The organism is Aquabacter sp. DMC10, from assembly GCF_056314145.1.
The window spans coordinates 34761-54608 of record NZ_JBQUYX010000010.1 but is presented as its reverse complement, the minus strand read 5'-3'; the positions used below and the strand labels follow the sequence as shown (position 1 = coordinate 54608).

The following is a 19848-nucleotide window of genomic DNA, read 5'->3' as shown; positions in this document are numbered from 1 at the left end:
CTCCCCCGCCTCTCCCGCGCTTGCGTGGGAACGGGGCCTGCGCTAGTGCGGCGCGCGAAAGGGAACCGCCATGACCTACGTCGTCACCGAGAACTGCATCCGTTGCAAATATATGGACTGCGTTTCGGTCTGCCCGGTGGATTGCTTCTACGAGGGCGAGAACTTCCTCGTCATCCATCCCGACGAATGCATCGATTGCGGGGTGTGCGAGCCGGAATGCCCGGCCGAGGCCATCAAGCCGGACACCGAGCCGGGCCTCGAGAAGTGGCTGGCGGTCAATGCCCAATATGCGCAGGCCTGGCCCAACGTCACCCTGAAACGCGATCCCCTGCCCGACGCCAAGGAATGGGACGGCAAGCCCGGCAAGGAAGAGCTGCTCTCCCCTGAGCCCGGCCAGGGCGACTGAGGTCCTGCAACACTGAGGCCCTGCAACAAGGTGGGCGACCGGAAAGGTCCGTCCGCCCCTAGGGCAGGGCGTCCAGCATCTCATATTGCGACAGGGCCAGGCCGCCCGCCGCGTCCAGATAGGCGCGCCCATAGGGCGCGGCCTTCAGACGCGCCGTCTCCTGGTAGATCGTGCCACCCAGCGGCGGGTGCGCGTCCGGCGTGGCGCAGGGCACCCCCACCGTCGCTGCCTGGCCCGCCGCGAACGCGGTGCCCCGCTCCACCCGCCGCACGATGCCCGCCACCTGGCACAGGCCGAAGGCGCCCTCCGGCGGCGTCACGGCACTGACCTCCAGCACGATCACGCTCGCCGCCTCCCGGCGCGCCTGCTCGTAATATTGCGGCGCCAGCAGCGCATGGGCGTCGGGCACCAGGGCCGGCAGGGCGAGGCACAGCACGGCGGCTGCGACTGCGGCCCGCATCCGCCGTGTCCGCAGGGCTCCCACAGGCATTTCCATCCGCCATTTTCCTTCTGCAGTCCCGCCGGTCTTCGGCACGCTTCGCCGTTCCGTGCGGCGGCGTTTTTGACTATAAGGCGCCCATGCTCGAACAGACAGAACCCGGCGCGGCGCCGACTGCCGCCCTCCCCGATTATGCGCACCGCCGGACTTTCGCGATCATCTCGCATCCCGACGCGGGCAAGACCACGCTCACCGAGAAGCTGCTGCTGGCCTCCGGCGCCATCCGCATGGCCGGCCATGTGAAGGCGCGCGGCGAGCGCCGGCGCACCCGCTCGGACTGGATGGAGATCGAGCAGCAGCGCGGCATCTCCGTCACCTCCTCGGTGATGACCTTCGAGCGCGACGGCATCGTCTTCAACCTGCTGGACACGCCCGGCCACTCCGACTTCTCGGAAGACACCTACCGCACCCTGTCGGCGGTGGACGCGGCGGTGATGGTGATCGACGCCGCCAAGGGCATCGAGAGCCAGACCCGCAAGCTGTTCGAGGTCTGCCGCCTGCGCGACATTCCTTTCTTCACCTTCATCAACAAGGTGGACCGGGAGGGCATCGACCCGCTGGCGCTGATGGACGACATCTCCGCCACCCTGGCGCTTGATTTGACCCCCTTCACCTGGCCCATCGGCATGGGCACGGACTTTCGCGGCCTCATCGACGTGAAGGGCAAGCAGGCGCTGCTGGCCGAGGAGCGCGGCGGGCCGCTCACCCGCATCGTGCCGTTCGACGAGGTGGAGGACCTCCTCGGCATGGACGGCCTCGATGAATTCGACAGCCGCATCCTGGCCGATGCGGTGGAGGGCCTGACGCTCGCGCTCGGCGTGCTGCCCGCCTTCGAGGTGGACAGCTTCCGCGAGGGCCATCTGTCGCCCGTCTTCTTCGGCAGCGCCATCAAGGAAGCCGGCGTGGCGGAGCTGCTCACGGGGCTCGGCACCTTCGGTCCCTCGCCCTTGCCGCGCACGGCCAACGGCCGGGTGGTGGAGCCACAGGAAGACCATGTCTCCGGCTTCGTCTTCAAGGTCCAGGCCAATATGGACCCCAACCACCGGGACCGGGTGGCCTTCGTGCGCCTGTGCTCGGGCACCTTCAAGCGCGGCATGAAGCTGTTCAATGCCCGCGAGAAGCGCAACATGGCCATCGCCAACCCCATCTTCTTCTTCGCCCAGGAGCGCGAGACGGTGGACGAGGCGGTGGCCGGCGACATCATCGGCATTCCCAACCACGGCATGCTGCGGGTGGGCGACACGCTCTCGGAAGGGGAGACCATCCGCTTCGAGGGCATTCCCGACTTCGCGCCGGAAATCCTGCGCCGGGTGCTGCTGTCCGATCCCATGAAGGCCAAGCAGCTCTCGAAAGCCCTCCAGGACATGGCGGAAGAAGGCGTGGTGCAGGTTCTGCGCCCGGTCTCCGATCCCGCGCCCATCGTCGGCGTGGTGGGCACGCTCCAGCTGGACGTGCTCTCCTCGCGCCTGGAAAAGGAATATGGCGTGCCCATCCGCTATGAGCCCGTCTCCTTCGTGACCGCCCGCTGGATCGTGGGCGAGCGGGCCGAGATCGACCGCTTCATCGAGACCTCCCGCTCCTCCATCGCCCGCGACCGCGACGAGGCCCCGGTCTATCTCGCCCGCAGCCAATGGGTGCTCGACCGCGCCATCGAGGAATGGCCCAAGCTGAAATTCGTGGCCGTGAAAGAGCGCGGCTGAGCCCGCATTTCCACGTCCACGCCCCAACATCGAAAGAGGAACCCCATGTCTGAGACCGCCGCCGTGGCCAATCCCGACCTTGAGATCGTCATCAACGCCGCCTTCGAGAACCGCGCCGAGATCGGCTTCTCCACCCGCGGCGCGGTGCGCGAGGCCGTCGACGAGGCCCTCTCCCTGCTCGACGCCGGCAAGGTGCGCGTGGCCGAGCCGCTGGAAGACGGCACCTGGCAAGTGAACCAATGGCTCAAGAAGGCGGTGCTCTTGTCCTTCCGCCTCAACGACATGGAAGTCATCACCGGCGGTCCCGGCGGGGCGGCCTGGTGGGACAAGGTACCCTCCAAGTTCGAGCGCTGGAACTCAGACGACTTCCGCGCCGCCGGCTTCCGCGCCGTGCCCGGCGCCGTGGTGCGCCGCTCGGCCTATATCGCGCCGAACGTGGTGCTGATGCCCTCCTTCGTCAATCTCGGCGCCCATGTGGGCGAGGGCACCATGGTGGACACCTGGGCCACCGTCGGCTCCTGCGCCCAGATCGGCAAGCATGTGCATCTGTCGGGCGGCGTCGGCATTGGCGGCGTGCTGGAGCCGCTCCAGGCCGGCCCGGTGGTGATCGAGGACAATTGCTTCATCGGCGCCCGTTCCGAGGTGGTGGAAGGCGTGGTGGTGCGCCGCGGCTCCGTGCTCTCCATGGGCGTCTTCATCTCCGCCTCCACCAAGATCGTCGACCGGGAGACCGGCGACATCTTCATCGGCGAGGTGCCGCCTTATTCCGTGGTGGTGCCGGGCTCCCTGCCGGGCAAGCCGCTGCCCGACGGCCGTCCCGGCCCCTCGCTCTATTGCGCCGTGATCGTGAAGCGCGTGGACGAGCAGACCCGCGCCAAGACCTCCATCAACGACCTCCTGCGGGACTGATCCCCGGCACCAGAACCGGCGCCCACGCCTGGAGCCGCCCTTTCGGCGGCGCCTCCTCGGGGCGCGATGCCACCTTTACCAGCCCCGGCGCGGGGGAAGGGCGCCCTTCCGCTGACGGTGTCCCGTGGGATCGATCCGCAGGCGCCGCAGCCCCCAATCCGTGGGGTCCCTTCCGGCGTTTTCTCCGAACGCGCCAGGCCACGGGGCGGCCGCCGCGCGCAGGCAGGATGGGTGGCCCGCCAAGACGAGAGAGCCCTCCGCCAACGATCTGGTGCGGAGCTGGCGGGGCACCGCCGAACAAGCGGACCTAGCCCCCGTCGTGCCATGCCAAGCGTTGATCGCCGCGCCCTTTCGCCTGATGCGCAGGAGCGGCGCCACCCGTTCGGGAAATAAGGCCCCTCCGCCAACAGACCGCGCGGTTGATCCCAGGAGACCGCGACGCCCGCCACGACCGCAGCAGGTGCCACGGCTCCTGCTGGTCGCCGCGGCACGTTGGCCGTGCGATGCGACCGCAGCGCGCGGTGAGAAAACGCGGGCCCGCCAGGGGAGGCGTAGCCTTCAGCCTCGCCATGACACTCCGAAGGGCCGGTGCTGGCAGGCCTGCGTTCCGCAGCCCGGCAGGGCCTGTGCACGGATGATTGGGGACGGCGCGAATTCCGGCTTGCCAGAGCCCCTCCGCTCGGTATATTTCGCCGCCTTGCCTGGGTGGCGCGGTTCTCCGCGCTGGCGTCGGAAACAACGCAGCCACGGCAGGTTCGCACAGGCAGACCCCTCGGCTTCACGCCTTCGGGTCCAGAGGGATGTCCAGATCCTCGCCTGATCATGCGACGCGCATGTGAAGTGCGCACGCCGGTCCGCCGGCCCCGGGGAGGCGCAGCCCGCCCCCGGTGAAGTCCAGGGCTGCAGCGCGCCCGCGCGCTGAGGAGAGGTGGCCGAGTGGTTGAAGGCGCACGCCTGGAACGCGTGTATACGGGAAACCGTATCGAGGGTTCGAATCCCTCTCTCTCCGCCAATTGCCTGTTCCAGGCTTTCCCACACCCTACCAAAAGCGTTGAAATTCCTAGATTCCGTTTCGCAGCGGGTCTCCGAAAGCGCCACGAAATTCCCCTGAATCCCGGTTCGGTGTTAGGGTTAGGGCTAGGAGCAATGACGCCCTAGCTAAGCGCCCCTAGCAATCGGCATGAAACTCAACAGACTCAACGCCCGGACGGTCGCCACGATCACGAAGCCGGGCCGCCACGCGGACGGGGGGAACCTGTACCTTGTGGTGTCTCCCAGCGGCTCAAAGTCTTGGACATTCTTCTTCCGCTGGAAGGCAGACCCTTCCGCTCCCGGCGGTGGGAAGATGCGGGAGCTGGGGTTAGGACCGCTAGGGGCGGTCTCGCTCGCCCTAGCGCGGCAACTCGCGGCCGAGGCGCGCGAGCAGGTGGCTAGGGGAATTGATCCCATTGCGGAGCGCCGCAAGAAGGCGGCGGCAAAAAGCGTGGCCACCTTTGGGGAGGTTGCAGAGGCTTACATTCGGGTGATGGAACCTGCATGGCGGAACGCGAAGCACATAGCGCAGTGGCGGTACACGCTCAGCCTGGAGCGCGATGAAGACGGGAGCTTCAAGGCCGGGGGCTATTGCGCGGCCATCCGCGACAAGGCGGTGGACCAAGTCAGCACCGAGGACGTGCTCGCGATCCTGACGCCCATCTGGGTGAGCAAGAACGAGACCGCTTCCCGCGTGCGGGGCCGCATTGAGGCTATACTGGATGCGGCCAAGGCGAAGGGGCTCAGGGCGGGCGAGAACCCGGCGCGCTGGAAGGGCCATCTCGCGCTCACACTGCCAAAACGGCAGAAGCTCCAGCGCGGCAACCATGCGGCTCTGGCCTATGCGGAGTTGCCCGCATTCGTCCGCCGACTCCGGCTTGTTCGGGGGATGAGCAGCTTCGCGCTCGAATTTGCCATCCTGACCGCCGCAAGATCGGGCGAGGTGCGAGGAGCCCGTTGGAGAGAGATCGACCTAGACGCGCGCCTATGGACGATCCCAGGCGAGCGCATGAAAGCCGGTCGCCTGCATCGTGTTCCCTTGACCGTCCGCGCTGTCGAAATCTTGGAGACCGTCGCGCAGCTTGGGAGGGAGCCTGACGCTTTTGTCTTCCCTGGCCAGCGCAAAGGCAGCCAACTGAGCGACATGGCCCTTACAGCCCTTCTGCGGCGGCTGGAGGTCAACGCCACGGCGCACGGGTTTAGGTCAACCTTCCGCGACTGGGCAGGCGACACCACCACCTTCTCGCGCGAGGTCGCGGAGGCTGCTTTGGCTCACGCGGTCGGTGATGCGACTGAGCTTGCCTACCGCAGGGGGGACGCACTGGAAAAGCGCAGGGAGTTGATGGAGGCCTGGGATGCGTTCGTCTGTTCCAGCCCGGCAAATCCCTCGGTGGCGAAGTGAAGAGCAGCAGGTCAATTTGACATTGCAGGCCTCACCGAGGCTATCGATAAGATATTGGGAAACAAGATATTTTCTGCCATTTTTCCATCGCGCTCAATGTCAAACCGGGCCTAGTTTTCCACCGCGAGCACGCATAGCTTACCTTGCGTGTGTTGGGCGTATCCCTACCTCTCTCCGTGTATATAAGCGGAGATCATTATGTCTATCAGTGTTAATGGGCGACTCCTTACTATTGGGGAGGTCAGCGAAAAGTTGAGCGTCTCGCGCTCTACTGTCTATCGCCTTCTCGGTTCTCACCGGATTGAGGCTCTCAAGATTGGCAAGTCCGTGCGCATCCCGGCCGAGTCGGTGGACCGCCTGATCGCCGAGGCGCCGCGCGCTCAGATCTCGCCCGAAATCAACTGAGCACAAAAAAGCCGCCCCGGAGCAGGGGCGGCTTTTTCAATTCAAGGAACATAAGCGAGTAAACATTAAATGAGCCGTAATCGCATCGCAAGCCCGTTTTCGCGGAAGACACACGTTGGTGTCGTGGTGGACGATGAGACGCGCTTTATTGCCTACATCTATCGCGCCAATTTCCTTAAGCAGATCCCTGGTTTCTTTCGGACCTTCGAGGATGCCTGCGCCGCCATCTATGCGGAGGCGCGCTGATGAGCGCCGCCGTCGCTATGGAAGCCGCCGTTGTGCGGTCTCCCGCCCATATGGCCAGCGGGCGGACTGGAATGCGAGTCAATCGGCTCTATGCGAGCCGCCGCCCTCAGAGCAGCACGCGGACGCAGATGTTCGCCCTTCGCAGGCTGGCTGACATCCGCGCTCTCGCTTCGCTTCGTTCTGAGGCGGGCGAGCTTCCTGTCAGCCGGGCTGGTGTCGCCGAGGTGCTGGCAGATGCTCTGTCAAAATTGGACGGTGTCGGCGGGCTGCACTGCGACGTGCCCGGGCTCATTGAAGTGCTGCCCAGGGAGTGGGTGGAGGACATCAGCCTTGATGTCCTCCACGCCGCTGTGCTTCCCTCCCGGACGCATCGCCTTCTCGACGATTGCAAGGCCGGCCGCCTCCTTGAAGTCAGGGTCGAAGAGGTGCGCGAGATGGCCGCTCGTGGGCGAGTGGTCACTCTCCACCCCATCGACGAAAGCCCCGAGGCGCGCGCCCAGCGGCGCACCTCTCGCCGTCGTGAGATGGCCCGGGTCAGGAACGCTCGGTATCGTGAAAGGCTTGCACAGCAACGGTTTGGTGAGAAAGTTGCAGCCGAGCGTGACGCTCTTATTTATTTTAAGAACGTAGCGTTACGGCAGGTTGCAACTTTCCATTCGACGCAGAGTGCTCAGGTCCGCGCCGCAATTGAGGCGGGCGCGTCCTCCCTCATCGACATTGCGACCGCGACCGGCCTGACCCTTCAGACAATCAAGCCGCTCCTGTCCCGCCTCACCAAGGCCGGGCAGATCACGCGCGTCGGCCGTGGCCATTACGCCCCAGCTACTCCCCCTTGCCTTGCCAAATCCCCGCCCCTCGCGCCCGACATGCGCGAGCCTACTTCCCCCGCCCCCCAGCCCCAGGACGAAGCCTATGTCATTCGCTCCATGCCCGCCCGACCCTGCATTCCGGCCATCGGGAATTCGGGAGCGCGCATTCATGTCGGTGGTGAAACATCGGTCGGACCAAGAGATCGGTATGTGGACGGCGCGCTTTCTGAAGAGCGGCAGGGCGTTGGCGCCTCCGCAGTGCATCACCATCCTGCTCGGACGCGGAGGTCGGAAAGCGAGCCGGGCAGCGGAAACGTCGTCCATCTCTTTCCGCAAGAGTCGGCTGACTCTCGTGCGCTCGCGGGTCCGGTCGTGATCCGGCAATCCAACATCAATCTCGCCCAAACCCACCCCGACGCGATGGAAAGGGGGGCGGCCCCCATGGCCACCCCCTCCCACAACGCGTTCAGGAAGGCACAGGCGCCCATTCACACTCAAAGGCCACAACCTATGCTTAATCGCAAAACCCCTCCCACGCCCACTCCCAGGCCATCTGCGGCCACGCTGTCGGTGCGACGGATTGTGTTCGGGACAAGGACGGCGCCGAGCTGGACCATCTGCCCGCCCCGCTACCATCCCCCAGTCTCCACCTCGGCACCCCGGCCCCAACGGCTCGGGTCCTCCTGAGAGGCTGCGGACCGCGCGGCGGCGGCAGTCCCCCCTTTTCGCGATTTTGCGGTCCGATAATTTCCATTTTGTTTGCGTAAAATATCTCAAAATTCACTACCTTTGAGGTGATTTAAGATGTCGATCTTTGAGAAGTTCTCCACCCTCATGCGCTCCACGAAGGCGACCGAGACACAGTTGATCGCTGGCGAGCGTGAGATTGAAGCCGCCATTCAGGCTGCTCGCACCAAGCTCTTCACGCTGGAAGAAGAGATGCCAGCGGCCCTGATGCGCGGCGGCGAGGAACGCATCAATCACCGGAATCTCATCATGCGCACTCGCATTGAGATCGAGGACATGGAGACCGCACTCGCGCTTCTTCGCAAGCGTGCGGCGGAGAAGGCCGCGAAAGAAGCGGAAGCCGCGCGGCAGGCGGCCTATGGCGAGGCCGTCCGCGTCAGTGAGGCCGCTCAGAAGAAGCTGCGGGAGCGTTATCCCGCGCTCGCCGCCGAACTGGTGGAACTGATCGCTGCCATCGCGGAGGCTGACTCCCTGGCCGAGCGGGTGAACGCCGACTTGCCCGCAGGCGCCTTGCCTCTCCCCCGTGCGGAGGCGGCTGTCCGCGACCGGCCCTATGAGCCGCGCCGCATCCTCAGCGAAAAGCTTCTGGACCTGTGGTGCCTCCGCGATCACGACCGCCCGCATCCCGACCAGTCGAACATCGAGGATCTCGGTGGCGGGAAGGGCCGGCGTGAGATCGAACGCACCGACAAGAACACGCCCCAGCGCTTCGAGGAGTTCGAGAAGAAGAGGTTTCGCGAAATCACGTATATTCGCGAGAAGATCGGCGTGAGCGGTGAGCGTCTCTGCCGCGTTGAACTGCCGGGGCTCTCCGCTGACGATGCTCCTTACTGGCGCAGCTCCGCTATTTCGGACGCTGATTGCGTCCGAAATCGGCTCGCCGAACTGAAGGCAGAGCGCGAAACGTACAAGATCGCCGCTGAGGCCGACCAGACCGTGACCGAGCTGATGCCGGTGCAGGTTCCCGTCACCAGCGCCGCTTGACATTAAGGGCTGGGGAGAGGAGGTGGTCACTCCCCCCATCCTTCCCGTCCTTTCGACGAAGGTCTTTTGGCATTGGTCGCTCCGCGATGACCTGAATCGGACGGCTGAAACGTCAGCTTCACTAACAGGCCTGCTTAACGACTCGCGGCGAGGCTGCCATCACCTGTCGTTGACGGGCACGGCCGTATTAGCGACGTCCGCCTTCCAGCCGTTGACGAGAAACTCGTGATAGCTAGACGCCCTCGGTGACTAGCCAATCCGCAACCTTGAGTTATGCTCATGTAAGTGGGCGACTCTTGCTTTCCCCCAGCGTTCAAAATGGAAAGAGCGGGCGGAAGCGGGACGGCGGGGCTTCAGAGGATGCGTCGTAGAGTGTCGGAACGGCTCTGGAATGCTGGCGGAGTACACCCGTGCAGCAGGTGAATCCACGCAGCTCTACGGCCGGCAACGAAGTAAGTTTCCCCGACGCGGTCCATCCAAAAGATCGTAGTGCTGAAGCCGTTCGCCGTGGCCGTCCGCTAGCTGAGAGGCTCACGGCGGCCGAGCGCTCTGGCATTTTGGTCGGCGGCACGGTCGTCCCGATCCCGCCGTTCCTAAAGATGCTGGTGTCGACTGCGCTCCGATCTCGGGAGGAAGGCCCGATCTGCATCGTTTTGCCGGCCGTGGAGGACATCGCTCCGGTCGTCGCCGTAATTGCGGCGCTTGAGATGCACGCGGTGGACCTTCCCTCGGCCCGAGCACGCTTCCGAGCCGAGGGCTTGCCCATCGGCCAGCACGTGCGGATGCTCCCATCGGGAGAGGTGTTCAAGATTGCCAAACGCACGTCCATTCAGGGCATGCAGGGCCTATGGCTGCACCACATCCAGACAAAGGCCAGGGAAACTTCGCCGCGAATTTTCCTGAAGCTGAGCGAGTTCGACTGGTTCGAGCCTACGACCCGACTTGCCCCACCGGCTACAGCGAAGACAAAGCATGCAGCCGTGCCGCCTCCCAACGACATTGACGAGATCATTGGCGAGAGGAGCTATGGCAACACGGCCTTGAATACGACGCGCGTGTTTCTGACCAGTTCACTGGCTGCTTTCGAGCGGACCGTTCAGGCTTTGCCGCTTTGCCCCCTGCATCAGACGCAGCGGTTGGCCTTGACACTGGCGCGCTTCTTTTCGTTCGGGCGCCTTGACGACGAGGGGCGCCCCTACGTCTCGACCCCACACGGGGCGGGCGGCCAACCCATGGTTTGCCTGGGAAATGAGTTGCTCGATTTTGGCAAGGCGGCCCTTTCCCATGCCGTGAAGCCGTGGTCCAGGTTGTTCCTAGCGGACAGGCTTGAGATCGTGCTGCGCGACCTCGATCTGGCCGCGCGGATTGCCGAGCGGCAGCGCCTAGTGATGTTCGCCCCCGCTGTGCATCGCGAGCAGGCTCTTGCACTGCGTGAACATGGCTGGACCGTCTGGGAGCCAGCCCCGGAAGATCTCGCCCATCTCGCGCGTCCGCAAGTGACGGTCGGCATTCAAGGGATTGATGTCATCGAGCGCGCAATCAGGGCAGAGACAACTAGACATCCAGGTTTCCTGCACTGCCCAAACCGGGGCCTGGAAAGCGCCGAGCCCGCGCTGATGAAGGTCGTTCACTTTCTCGACGCCGAGGCCGCTGAGCACGACGAGATCCTCCAGGAGGTCCGCGGAGCGGCGCAGTCGGCGTTCTTTCAGGGGGCTGGACTGCTCGATTTCGAGGAAGATAGCGAATTCGCGCAGCTCTGCGAGAACCTGGAACTCCTTCGGGCCCGGCAGCCTCATCTGTCGAGGTTTCTCGGGCCCGATGCAGGCGAAGCACTTGGCGAATTCGTGGCTTCTATTGAACGGTTTCTCGATAAGGTCGAGGGAGGGTGCCAGACCCCGAAGGGAAGTATGATCCTTCGAGCAGCGCAGGGCATGAGCGGCTCGTCCGGCAACGTCTTTGTGGCCGGTAATCTCAGCAGCGTGTCCCATCTGCGTGGATTCCTGGCTCGGCGCGGAATCGATGCTCGTTGTGTTCATGTAACGGAACTTCGCGAGCAGGCCGGCATCAGAAGCGTGATGGCCCTCAACGTAATGAGGCGCGACCTTTTCGCGAGGCTCGTTGATCCCTGGCCAACCTCAGCTATCACGTTCGCCGGATACGATTTCGAGATCGAATGTTTCGCCCGGCGGCTGAACCGGCGCGCCGCCTTGAAGTATCGCGGCTGCCTCAACAGCGCGGCACGGACTGTCTTGACTGGCATGTCGTTCGAGGAATTCCCTCCGCCGCGCGCCAAAGTCCAATCCGTCCCGCCGCCGCCCGCCGAGGAAACGAAGAGGCTCGAAGATTTCGATATGGCAGTTCGCCCCTGGAATTGGGCTTCCAGGATCTCCATCCCTTCGGCCGGGGACGACGATCAGACGGTGTCCGCAAGGGTCGTCCGATTCAATGGCCGCTCCTGGGCGGCGATCACGGACGAACACCGCGTGTTCGCGCTTCAACCCGGGGCCGGCGACCGCTCGATCGTGGAGGAAACCACGGCAGCCGAAGTTAAGGTCGGCACGCGTCTTATTTTTCGCGACGGCTCCAGCCGCGACGTCATCCGTACCCTAGCCGAGAGCCATGTGGGCGAGGCTAAGTACGCCAAGCTTGGCAAGAAGGCCTCGATATGGCGGGAGGCAATCGGACACGTGGACCATCCGACGATCGTCAGTCGCAAGTTAGCGCAGATCGGCCTTCACCGGAACATCCAGACGGTCCGTTCGTGGGTCTTCGGCAAAAACCTTATCGGTCCCAGGACGGAGGACGACATCCACGCCATCGCGCGAGCCTATCCAGTGGCATCTTACAGCGATCGGGACTGGGCCGAATGCTGGAACGCAATTCGAGAGCTGCGTGCGCTACACATTTCCGCGGGCAACCGGCTCACCGATCTGGTAGCGCGGCATTGCGGGACTGCCGTCCACGAAGCATCCGACGTCGAATTGAGCGTGGACCTCGGGATTGGCAGGGTCTGGATCGTCGAGGTCGCCGCAATCGACGAGGAACTCCGGCCCTGTCCGGCACCGTTCGCTAATCGCCTTCACTGGATCGACCCCGCGTGGAGAGATAGAGCCATCCGATCCTCCGCGATTCGGGAGAATGCGTGATGTCGGTCATGATCCCTCCCCACGTGGCCCCCTCCACGCCAGCCTCCGAGCGCAGGGTCTTCGAGGCGTTGCGAGTTGCCTCGGGAAGCGAAACCTGGACCGTGCTGCACTCGCTCGGTCTATCGAGTTCGTGGACGAAGCAGTTCGGCGAGATCGACTTCGTCGCTATCGTTCCCGGCCTCGGCATCGTGTGCCTGGAGGTCAAGGGAGGCGGCGTCGCCGTCTCAGACGGTACGTGGACGACGCGCGATCGCAATGGGGAGATCCATCGCCTTTCCCGAAGCCCCTACCGGCAGGCTCAGGACGGGCAGTGGAAGCTACTCGAGGCCATAAGGCGCCGGTTCGGGATGAACTCGATCGAGAGCCGGTGCCCAATCGGATGGCTCGTGGTATTCCCGGATATCGCAGCCCCGCCCCCCAGCCCCGAAGCGACGCGAGACGAGATCATCGATCGCTTCGACATGGAGAGCGATATCGGCATCCGCATCCTGGAGACGCCCTCGCTCAAGAACCTGGAGGGCCGCAACGACCTAGTTCGCCCCACCGCGTGGGCAACGGGCCAGATCCTGAAATTCCTGCGTCCCGAGTTCGATAGGGTGCCGACTCTCGCCTCGTCGACCTGGGACACAGAAGAGAGTCTGCGGAAACTGACGGAGGAGCAGTTCGCCGCGCTGGACTGCATCGAGGAGAACCGCCTGTGCATGGTCAAGGGACCGGCGGGGACGGGTAAAACAATGCTGGGGCTCGAAAGCGCGAGGCGGTTCGCGGGCTCCGGCCGACGCGTTCTGGTGACCTGCTTTAACCACCGTCTCGGCAGCTGGATAGCCGATACGGTGGGTAGGATCGCCGGCCAGCGTGTAGTTGCCGGTCACCTCCATGGCCTCCTTCGGGAACGGATTAGGGGATCGTCGTTCGCACAGGACCTCAAAGCGGCAGAGGCAGGCGGCGCCGACCGGGAGGAGGTTTTCGACACGATCTATTTCGAGCTAGGCGCACTCGCCATTACGGAAAGCGACGAGCGTTTCGATTACGTCGTCGTTGACGAGGTGCAGGACTTCCATTCGGCGGGCCTCAAGGATGTCATCGACGCATGGACCGGCGATGTCCCGACCTCAAAGATTCTGCTGCTCGGCGATTTCGTCCGACAGGCCCTCTACGCGCCCACGAGTTCATCGCAAAAGACGCTCGAAGCGTCGTTCGGCTTGATCCCGACGTTCAGTCTGCATCTCAACTGCCGCAACACCAGGAACATATACTATCAGACGGGAGTCCTGAGCGGCTTCAAAGGCCAGAAGGTCAGCGATCGCCAGCCGGAGGGCGAGGCCGTTGGAATTCACTTCTACGGCGATAGCGCGTCTTGCCGATCCTCGATGGAAGCGATCATACGGGGTCTTCGAGAGGCGGGAATTCGCCCGGCCGACGTCGTGGTGCTCGGGCCGAGAAGGCTTGAGCACTCTTCCCTGACCGATGTGAAGTCGCTCTCCGGGTGGGCGTTGCGCGATGGACCGGCTTCGTCGGACGTCCTGGCTTACTCGACCATCCAATCCTTCAAGGGCCTAGAGAGCCAAGTCGTCATCGTGGTCGACGCCCTCGGCACGTCCGCCAACGACACCGACGCGCTGCTCTATGTCGCAATGTCACGAGCACGATTGAAACTGTTCGTCGTCGCGCCGGATGCCGTTCGAGATCTCTTGGATAAGCGTGTGATCGCGGCCTTAATCGCCTCGCAGGGAGTTTCGATATGATGGACCGCCAGGTCGCCTCCGCGAAGGAGGTTCGCGATCACGTGGTCGATGTCCTTCGGAGGGAACTGGTAGGACCGTCTCCCGGCTATCCGGCTGTCCAGCTGAATGGCGAGGAGATCCTGAGGCCCCAGGATCCGCCTCGTTACAGGTACTCATCTGGAATACTCTTCCCGGGCGGTGTTGGCGTTGCCTCTGCACTCGGAGCGGCCGACGAGGCCGCCGACATCGAGACGGCGCAAGCGGTCGACGAAGACGTCGGAGACGAGCAGACAGCCGATCAAGCCGATATCTTTTCGAACATGGCCGAGGACAATGTCGCTGATACAGATGTCGAAGTAGATCTGTCGGCCATGTTTCTGCCAAGCACGATGGGATTGAGCTTTCTGATCGACCCCGTCGACGGGATTACCTTGTCCGCCAGTTGGGGCACATACGACAAGGAGCCGGTCCCAGGTTTCCCTTCGTTTAGCAAGGACGGGATGGCGAGGGATGCCGAACTGTGGTTCCGGTCGGCAGGTTCGATATCCATCGACCTCAACGCCCAACAGCTTGGAGCGGCCTCCGAGCTTCTTCGTTTGCCCCGCCAGATTCTCGCTGACCGAGGAACGGCGAGGCTTGAGGCTGACATTGTCAGCCGACCGTGGGCCAACGGCAGGCGTCTCGTCACAGTTACGATGATCAACACCGGGACCGTGAAGAAGCCGGTCAACGAGAACTGCTTCTTCCAGTGCGCGTTTTCGGTCAGCCCCCGCGGCGCGAGCGCGATCCTGCCGTATCCCGAACGTCCCCCGGCTCTTCAGGACGAAGAGGAGCGGACGCTCGCCTTGCTCTATCGTCATCGGCCGAACTTTGCGGTCGGGCACGGCTGCGCCGCCGATTGGGAAATTCTGGACGGCAAAGTTGCGCGGGTCAGGACCGAGGTCCTGCCAATTTTCGAGCAAGCGCCGGTGGTGCCTATCGATAGCATTCCCTTGGTCCAGCTCTCCATGAAGGTCCTGTCCGAGGCGCCTGCCGCGACGATTGCCCAGTCGTGCCGTGCGCTAGCCGGGGCTTACCGCGAATGGATCGCCGAGCGCGAGGGGGAACTCGCCCGGGATGTGTCCTTACCTCAGCAGCTTCGGGAATGTGGCGAAGACAACCTGCGCAAATGCAAGGTCTGCCTAGCCCGGATCGAGGACGGCATTCACCTGCTCCTGGCCAACGACAACGCCATGGACGCGTTCAAGCTGATGAACCGGGCCATGGTGGAGCAGCGAGCCCACTACGTGCTGTCGTCCGAGGAGAAGAAGCGCCGTCACTGGCAGATGACGACGGGACAGGCGTCGCCTTCGGAGCCGTATGTCAGGCCGGACTATTCTGTCTCCACGAAGTGGCGTCCCTTCCAGCTCGCGTTCGTCCTCATGAACGTCAGAAGCTTCGTGGACCCCCTCCATTCGGAACGCACGCTCGTCGACGTCATCTGGTTTCCAACGGGCGGCGGCAAGACGGAGGCCTATCTCGGTCTTGCGGGTTTCGCGATCCTTTTTGGACGCCTGTCCATTCCCGAGGATGCCGGCACTAAGGTGCTGATGCGCTACACCCTGCGCCTACTGACGACGCAGCAGTTCCAGAGGGCCGCCTCGCTGATCTGCGCGCTGGAACTGCTGCGCAGAAATGATCCGGCACGGTTCGGTCCGACGCCGATCTCAATCGGGCTATGGGTTGGTGGGGCAGTTACACCCAATAACAACGACCAAGCGGTCATCCAGCTGGCCCAAGTGGAAAGTGGAAGCGGCGATAACCCGTTCATCGTTCTGTCCTGCCCCTGGTGTGGCATTGACATGGGTCCTCGGGAATACGGCACCTCGACCCGGGTCTTCGGTTACAAGAAGACGAAGACCGCCGATGGACATCGTCGCGTTCGCTTCCAGTGCGAGGACGTTGATTGTCCCTTCTCTAACGATGACGGCCTGCCGCTTACGGTCATCGACGAGGAGATCTACCGGCAGCCTCCCACGCTTCTGATTGGCACAGTGGACAAGTTCGCCATGATGCCCTGGAATCCCGAATCAAGGGCAGTCTTCGGAATCGACGTTCCGCTGGCTCAATCACCGCCGCAGCTCGTCATCCAGGACGAGTTACATCTGATCTCCGGACCGCTGGGCTCGATGGTCGGACATTATGAGACGGTTATCGACGAGTTCTGCACGGATACCAGACATGGCAGACGCATCCCAGCGAAGATCATCGCGTCCACTGCTACGATCGCCAGGGCGAAAGAACAGATCAAGGCCGTCTACGGTCGCCCCTCGGCTCTCTTTCCCCCTCAGGGTCTTGTAGCTGGGCAGTCGTTCTTCGCACGCGAAGCGTATGATGCGACCGGTCGCATGTTCGTCGGGATATTGGCGACGGCCGTCCCGTCCCACATTTCGGCACAGGTCCGAGTGTTGGCTACTCTTCTACAGGCTCCGATGCTGTTGCCCAACTCGAATGGGCAAATCGACTCTTTCGTCGACCCCTACTGGACCCTCGTCGTCTACTTCAACAGCCTCAGGGAACTCGGCCGGGCCTCGACACTGGTTCAGGCCGACATCCGTGAATACCTCAATGCGATGTGGGATCGCATCGGCGTGGGGCTGCTGCACGCCAATCAGACAGCCGACCGGCGCCGCTTCATCAATAACTTCGACGAGCTGACCAGCCGCATGCGAAGCACGGACATTCCGGCCGTGCTTCAGAAGCTGTTTACCGCCCGTCCGAAGAAGGAAGCCGTTGACCTTTGCTATGCCACGAACATGATCCAGGTCGGTTTGGACGTCCCCCGGTTGAGCATCATGTCGATCGTTGGCCAACCGAAGGGAGCGTCGGAATACATCCAGGCCTCCAGCCGCGTCGGGCGGGGACACAACACCCCGGGGCTGGTCGTCACCAACTTCAATCCGTACAAGCCGCGCGATCGCTCCCACTTCGAGAGCTTCAGACCGTTTCATGAGAATGCCTACCGGCACGTGGAGGCCACCAGCGTCACTCCCTTCTCGATCCCGGTATGTGATCGCGCCATTCACGCATTAGCGATCTCTATTGCACGGTTCCGCTACCCGGCATTGCGCAAGTCCCCTCACTATGGCTTGAGCGCGGAGCAGAGGTCTGAGATCACCCGGATCATCGTCTCGCGGGTCGAGAGCGTCGACAGTGCGGAAACCGCAAGGGCCAAGGCCGCGCTGGACCTCTTCCTAGATGACTGGAACCGGAGACGCCCGCAGAGCTACGGGGATCTCAGCGGAAACGTCCACGACCCATTGATCTGGCCGGCCGGCAAGGAGCTGCTCCCCGAGCTCAACCACCTTTCGGGCATCATCCGCCCAACAGCGACATCCATGAGAAACGTCGACGCGGATTGCGAGGCACTTCCTATCCCGGTCTACGCGTCTGGAGACGAGCAGTGAGAAGCGGCGGCTTTAAGGGCAAGGGAGCCGGCAAGGCCGGCAAAGGCGCGGTCAAGAGGGTGCCTCCGCGGCGACCCATTCGCAGGTCCGCGGTTATCAGCCCGTTCGGCGTCGGATCGTCTAACGACTTCCGGAACGACGAGGCGCTCATGTGTGCTGGTCTCGACATGTGGTTCCGGACCCCTCCGGAGCAGAGCCTGATCATAGAGGAGGAGCGCCTTCAAGGCCGCCTTGGCTGCACGCATTTCGTCAAGCCGCCGGATTTCGGCGAGGGGACGGGGATCTCGAAGCAGAAGATCCCCCATGTCCGATTTCCGCTCTGGCACTACTGTCCACGATGTTTCCAGATGAAGTCGACGACGTTGTTCGGCCAGCAGCCGCAATGCGACAACTGCGCCACCCGCGGCGCGAAACGAAGGATGATCCCGGTTCGCATAGTCGCGATTTGCGAAGGCGGTCACATCGAGGACTTTCCCTACCAGGATTGGATCGGATGCGGCTGCGAACCGGAAAAGCGTAAACTGTCGTTCAAGGCCGGACGAAGCGCTGCCAGCCTCGCCGGCATCAAGATCGACTGCGCGGAATGCGGCCGGACCCGCTCGCTTGCGGGTGCCTTCGAGGAAGACGCGATCACGACGCCGTGCTCAGGGGCCCAGCCATGGCTGGGACAGGCTAACGGCGAGCATCAATGTGGACACCAGCTTCGCGCCGTTCAGCGAGGCGGAGCGAACGTTTATTTTCCTCTGGTAGTGAGCTCAATCTTCATCCCGCCTACCCGCACAGCCGAGACGGAGGCCATCCAGCGGGTGCTCGATAATCCGATGACATGGCAAGGCATTTCGTCCGCTCTAGTCGATGGAAAGGTGCACCCAGAAATCTGCAGGTTTGTCGCCAAGCAGCAGGGCGTCGACGCCGAAGCTCTCGCCGCAGCCGCGCAGGCGCGGATCTCGGGCTCGACTTCTGCGGTGATAGCCACGTCCGAGGAGGAGTTCCGTCGTCAGGAATACGAAGTCCTCAGCAAGGGCGCCGGCTCGCCGCGGGATGATCTGTTCGTCGAACCTGAGCCAGGTAGCGCGTTCGGCTGGCTCTCCAAATATGTCGAGAAGGTCGGGCTGGTACGCAAGCTGAGGGAGACGCGTGTTCACGTCGGCTTCTCCCGGCTGAATCCACAGACGGATCGAGGCGATCCGAACGTCCAGCCGCTTTCCGTCAAGCGCGACATCCCATGGCTTCCGGCGATCGCTGTACGTGGTGAGGGCATCTTCATCCAGTTGCGGAATGATGCCATCGACCAGTGGGCCAGAAATTCGGGAGCCGCTCGTCGCGTCGACGATCTCATCAGAGACTACAACGACAAGCGTCTTGCGAGGCGCTTGTTGCGGCGGGGGGTCGACGCTCGGTTCGTGATGGTGCATACCTTGGCGCATGCTATCATCAAAGAACTGACGTTCTCTTGCGGCTACGGATCCTCGTCGTTGCGTGAACGGCTCTACTGCAACCTTGAGAATCCGGAGCGCCCGATGAACGGGTTCCTGATCTATACTGCTTCTGGCGACGCCGAGGGCACGCTGGGCGGTCTGGTTTCGCAGGCGGCGAGCGGTCACTTCGAACGTCTCGTTGACGATGCCCTACGTCGTGCCTCCTGGTGCTCAAACGACCCGGTCTGCATGGAAAGTCCAGACACTGTATTCGCCAGTTCCAATCTGGCTGCATGCCACGGATGCGTGCTGCTCCCCGAGACCAGTTGTGAAGAAGGCAACCGCCTGCTTGATCGCGCGTTACTGGTAGGCACTATCGACGAGCCCTCCTTGGGCTTTTTCCACGACGCGCCTTTCCGCACCCAGTTCTGAATGCGCAAGGGGCTGACGGCAAACGAGGATCGTCGGCACCGCGGAGACATCATGTCTCCCGAAACTCGAAGTGCCGTGATGTCGCGCATCAAGGGTAAGGGCACCGGGCCGGAGCGTTTGCTCGAAGATGCGCTCCTGACGCGGGGGGGCGACTTCGAGCGCCATGCGAGGGATCTGCCCGGCAGACCGGATTTCGTTTTCCGCTCTTCAAGAGTGGCCGTCTTCGTCGACGGCGACTTCTGGCATGGCCATCGCTTCGCCGAGTGGCGAATGAAGCTTGCCGAAAAATGGGAACAGAAGATCGCCGGCAACATCACGCGGGATCGCCGAAACCGGCGAGCGCTTCGCGCTGCGGGGTGGTCGGTCCTTACGATATGGGAACATCGGGTACGGCGTGACCCAGCGGGCGCCGCCAGGAGGGTGCTTGCGGCCGTCGCGAGGCGCACCGCTTCGATTAACCCTCAAAGCTGACCAAGTTTGCTTAATACGTGCCAACCTGGCAGCCTAGTGTAGACGCGGGCGCATCCGGCCTCTGCGAAAGGA

General features: G+C 63.3%; 14 protein-coding genes and 1 tRNA gene. 14 read left to right on the top strand and 1 reads right to left on the bottom strand.

What is annotated here, in order from left to right; all coding sequences use genetic code 11:
* The first annotated feature begins 70 nt into the window (after positions 1-70).
* Complete coding sequence (gene fdxA / locus ACT54L_RS22855; protein ID WP_476087965.1) at positions 71-406, top strand: ferredoxin FdxA; 336 nt, start codon at positions 71-73, stop codon at positions 404-406.
* A 58-nt stretch (positions 407-464) separates the two neighbouring features.
* Here fdxA and ACT54L_RS22850 read toward each other — a convergent pair whose 3' ends face one another.
* Positions 465-866 (bottom strand): hypothetical protein, encoded by a 402-nt coding sequence (locus ACT54L_RS22850; protein WP_476087964.1) that lies wholly within the window; start codon positions 864-866, stop codon positions 465-467.
* A 119-nt stretch (positions 867-985) separates the two neighbouring features.
* Between ACT54L_RS22850 and ACT54L_RS22845 the strand changes: the two genes are divergently transcribed.
* From ACT54L_RS22845 to ACT54L_RS22785, 13 genes are all read left to right on the top strand, one after another.
* On the top strand, positions 986-2605 hold the full coding sequence (locus tag ACT54L_RS22845) for a peptide chain release factor 3 (protein WP_476087963.1): 1620 nt from the start codon (positions 986-988) through the stop codon (positions 2603-2605).
* Positions 2606-2650: 45 nt separating this feature from the next.
* A complete protein-coding gene (gene dapD, locus ACT54L_RS22840; protein WP_476087962.1) occupies positions 2651-3514 on the top strand; it encodes a 2,3,4,5-tetrahydropyridine-2,6-dicarboxylate N-succinyltransferase in 864 nt (287 codons plus the stop codon).
* A gap of 922 nt (positions 3515-4436) precedes the next feature.
* Positions 4437-4526 (top strand) — tRNA-Ser (locus tag ACT54L_RS22835).
* Between the two features lie 168 nt (positions 4527-4694).
* Positions 4695-5948 carry a tyrosine-type recombinase/integrase gene (locus ACT54L_RS22830; RefSeq protein WP_476087961.1) on the top strand — a complete coding sequence of 418 codons (1254 nt, stop codon included), beginning with the start codon at positions 4695-4697 and terminating at the stop codon, positions 5946-5948.
* A 198-nt stretch (positions 5949-6146) separates the two neighbouring features.
* Positions 6147-6353: a helix-turn-helix domain-containing protein gene (locus tag ACT54L_RS22825; protein WP_476087960.1), complete on the top strand. Its 207-nt coding sequence runs from the start codon at positions 6147-6149 to the stop codon at positions 6351-6353.
* Between the two features lie 69 nt (positions 6354-6422).
* A complete protein-coding gene (locus ACT54L_RS22820) occupies positions 6423-6599 on the top strand; it encodes a hypothetical protein (protein WP_476087959.1) in 177 nt (58 codons plus the stop codon).
* Positions 6599-8095 carry a hypothetical protein gene (locus tag ACT54L_RS22815; protein ID WP_476087958.1) on the top strand — a complete coding sequence of 499 codons (1497 nt, stop codon included), beginning with the start codon at positions 6599-6601 and terminating at the stop codon, positions 8093-8095. Before ACT54L_RS22820 ends, ACT54L_RS22815 begins: the two co-directional genes overlap by 1 nt.
* Before the next feature lie 117 nt (positions 8096-8212).
* Positions 8213-9139: a hypothetical protein gene (locus tag ACT54L_RS22810; protein WP_476087957.1), complete on the top strand. Its 927-nt coding sequence runs from the start codon at positions 8213-8215 to the stop codon at positions 9137-9139.
* A 410-nt stretch (positions 9140-9549) separates the two neighbouring features.
* Positions 9550-12285 carry a hypothetical protein gene (locus ACT54L_RS22805; RefSeq protein ID WP_476087956.1) on the top strand — a complete coding sequence of 912 codons (2736 nt, stop codon included), beginning with the start codon at positions 9550-9552 and terminating at the stop codon, positions 12283-12285.
* A complete protein-coding gene (locus ACT54L_RS22800; RefSeq protein WP_476087955.1) occupies positions 12285-14030 on the top strand; it encodes an ATP-binding domain-containing protein in 1746 nt (581 codons plus the stop codon). Before ACT54L_RS22805 ends, ACT54L_RS22800 begins: the two co-directional genes overlap by 1 nt.
* Positions 14027-17455, top strand: coding sequence for a helicase-related protein (locus tag ACT54L_RS22795; protein ID WP_476087954.1), 3429 nt, complete (start codon positions 14027-14029; stop codon positions 17453-17455). The genes ACT54L_RS22800 and ACT54L_RS22795 overlap by 4 nt, the downstream gene beginning before the upstream one ends.
* Entirely contained in the window at positions 17452-19305 is a 1854-nt protein-coding gene (gene drmB, locus ACT54L_RS22790; protein WP_476087953.1) for a DrmB family protein, read from the top strand. Before ACT54L_RS22795 ends, drmB begins: the two co-directional genes overlap by 4 nt.
* Positions 19306-19776 carry a very short patch repair endonuclease gene (locus ACT54L_RS22785; protein WP_476087952.1) on the top strand — a complete coding sequence of 157 codons (471 nt, stop codon included), beginning with the start codon at positions 19306-19308 and terminating at the stop codon, positions 19774-19776.
* Positions 19777-19848 lie beyond the last annotated feature (72 nt).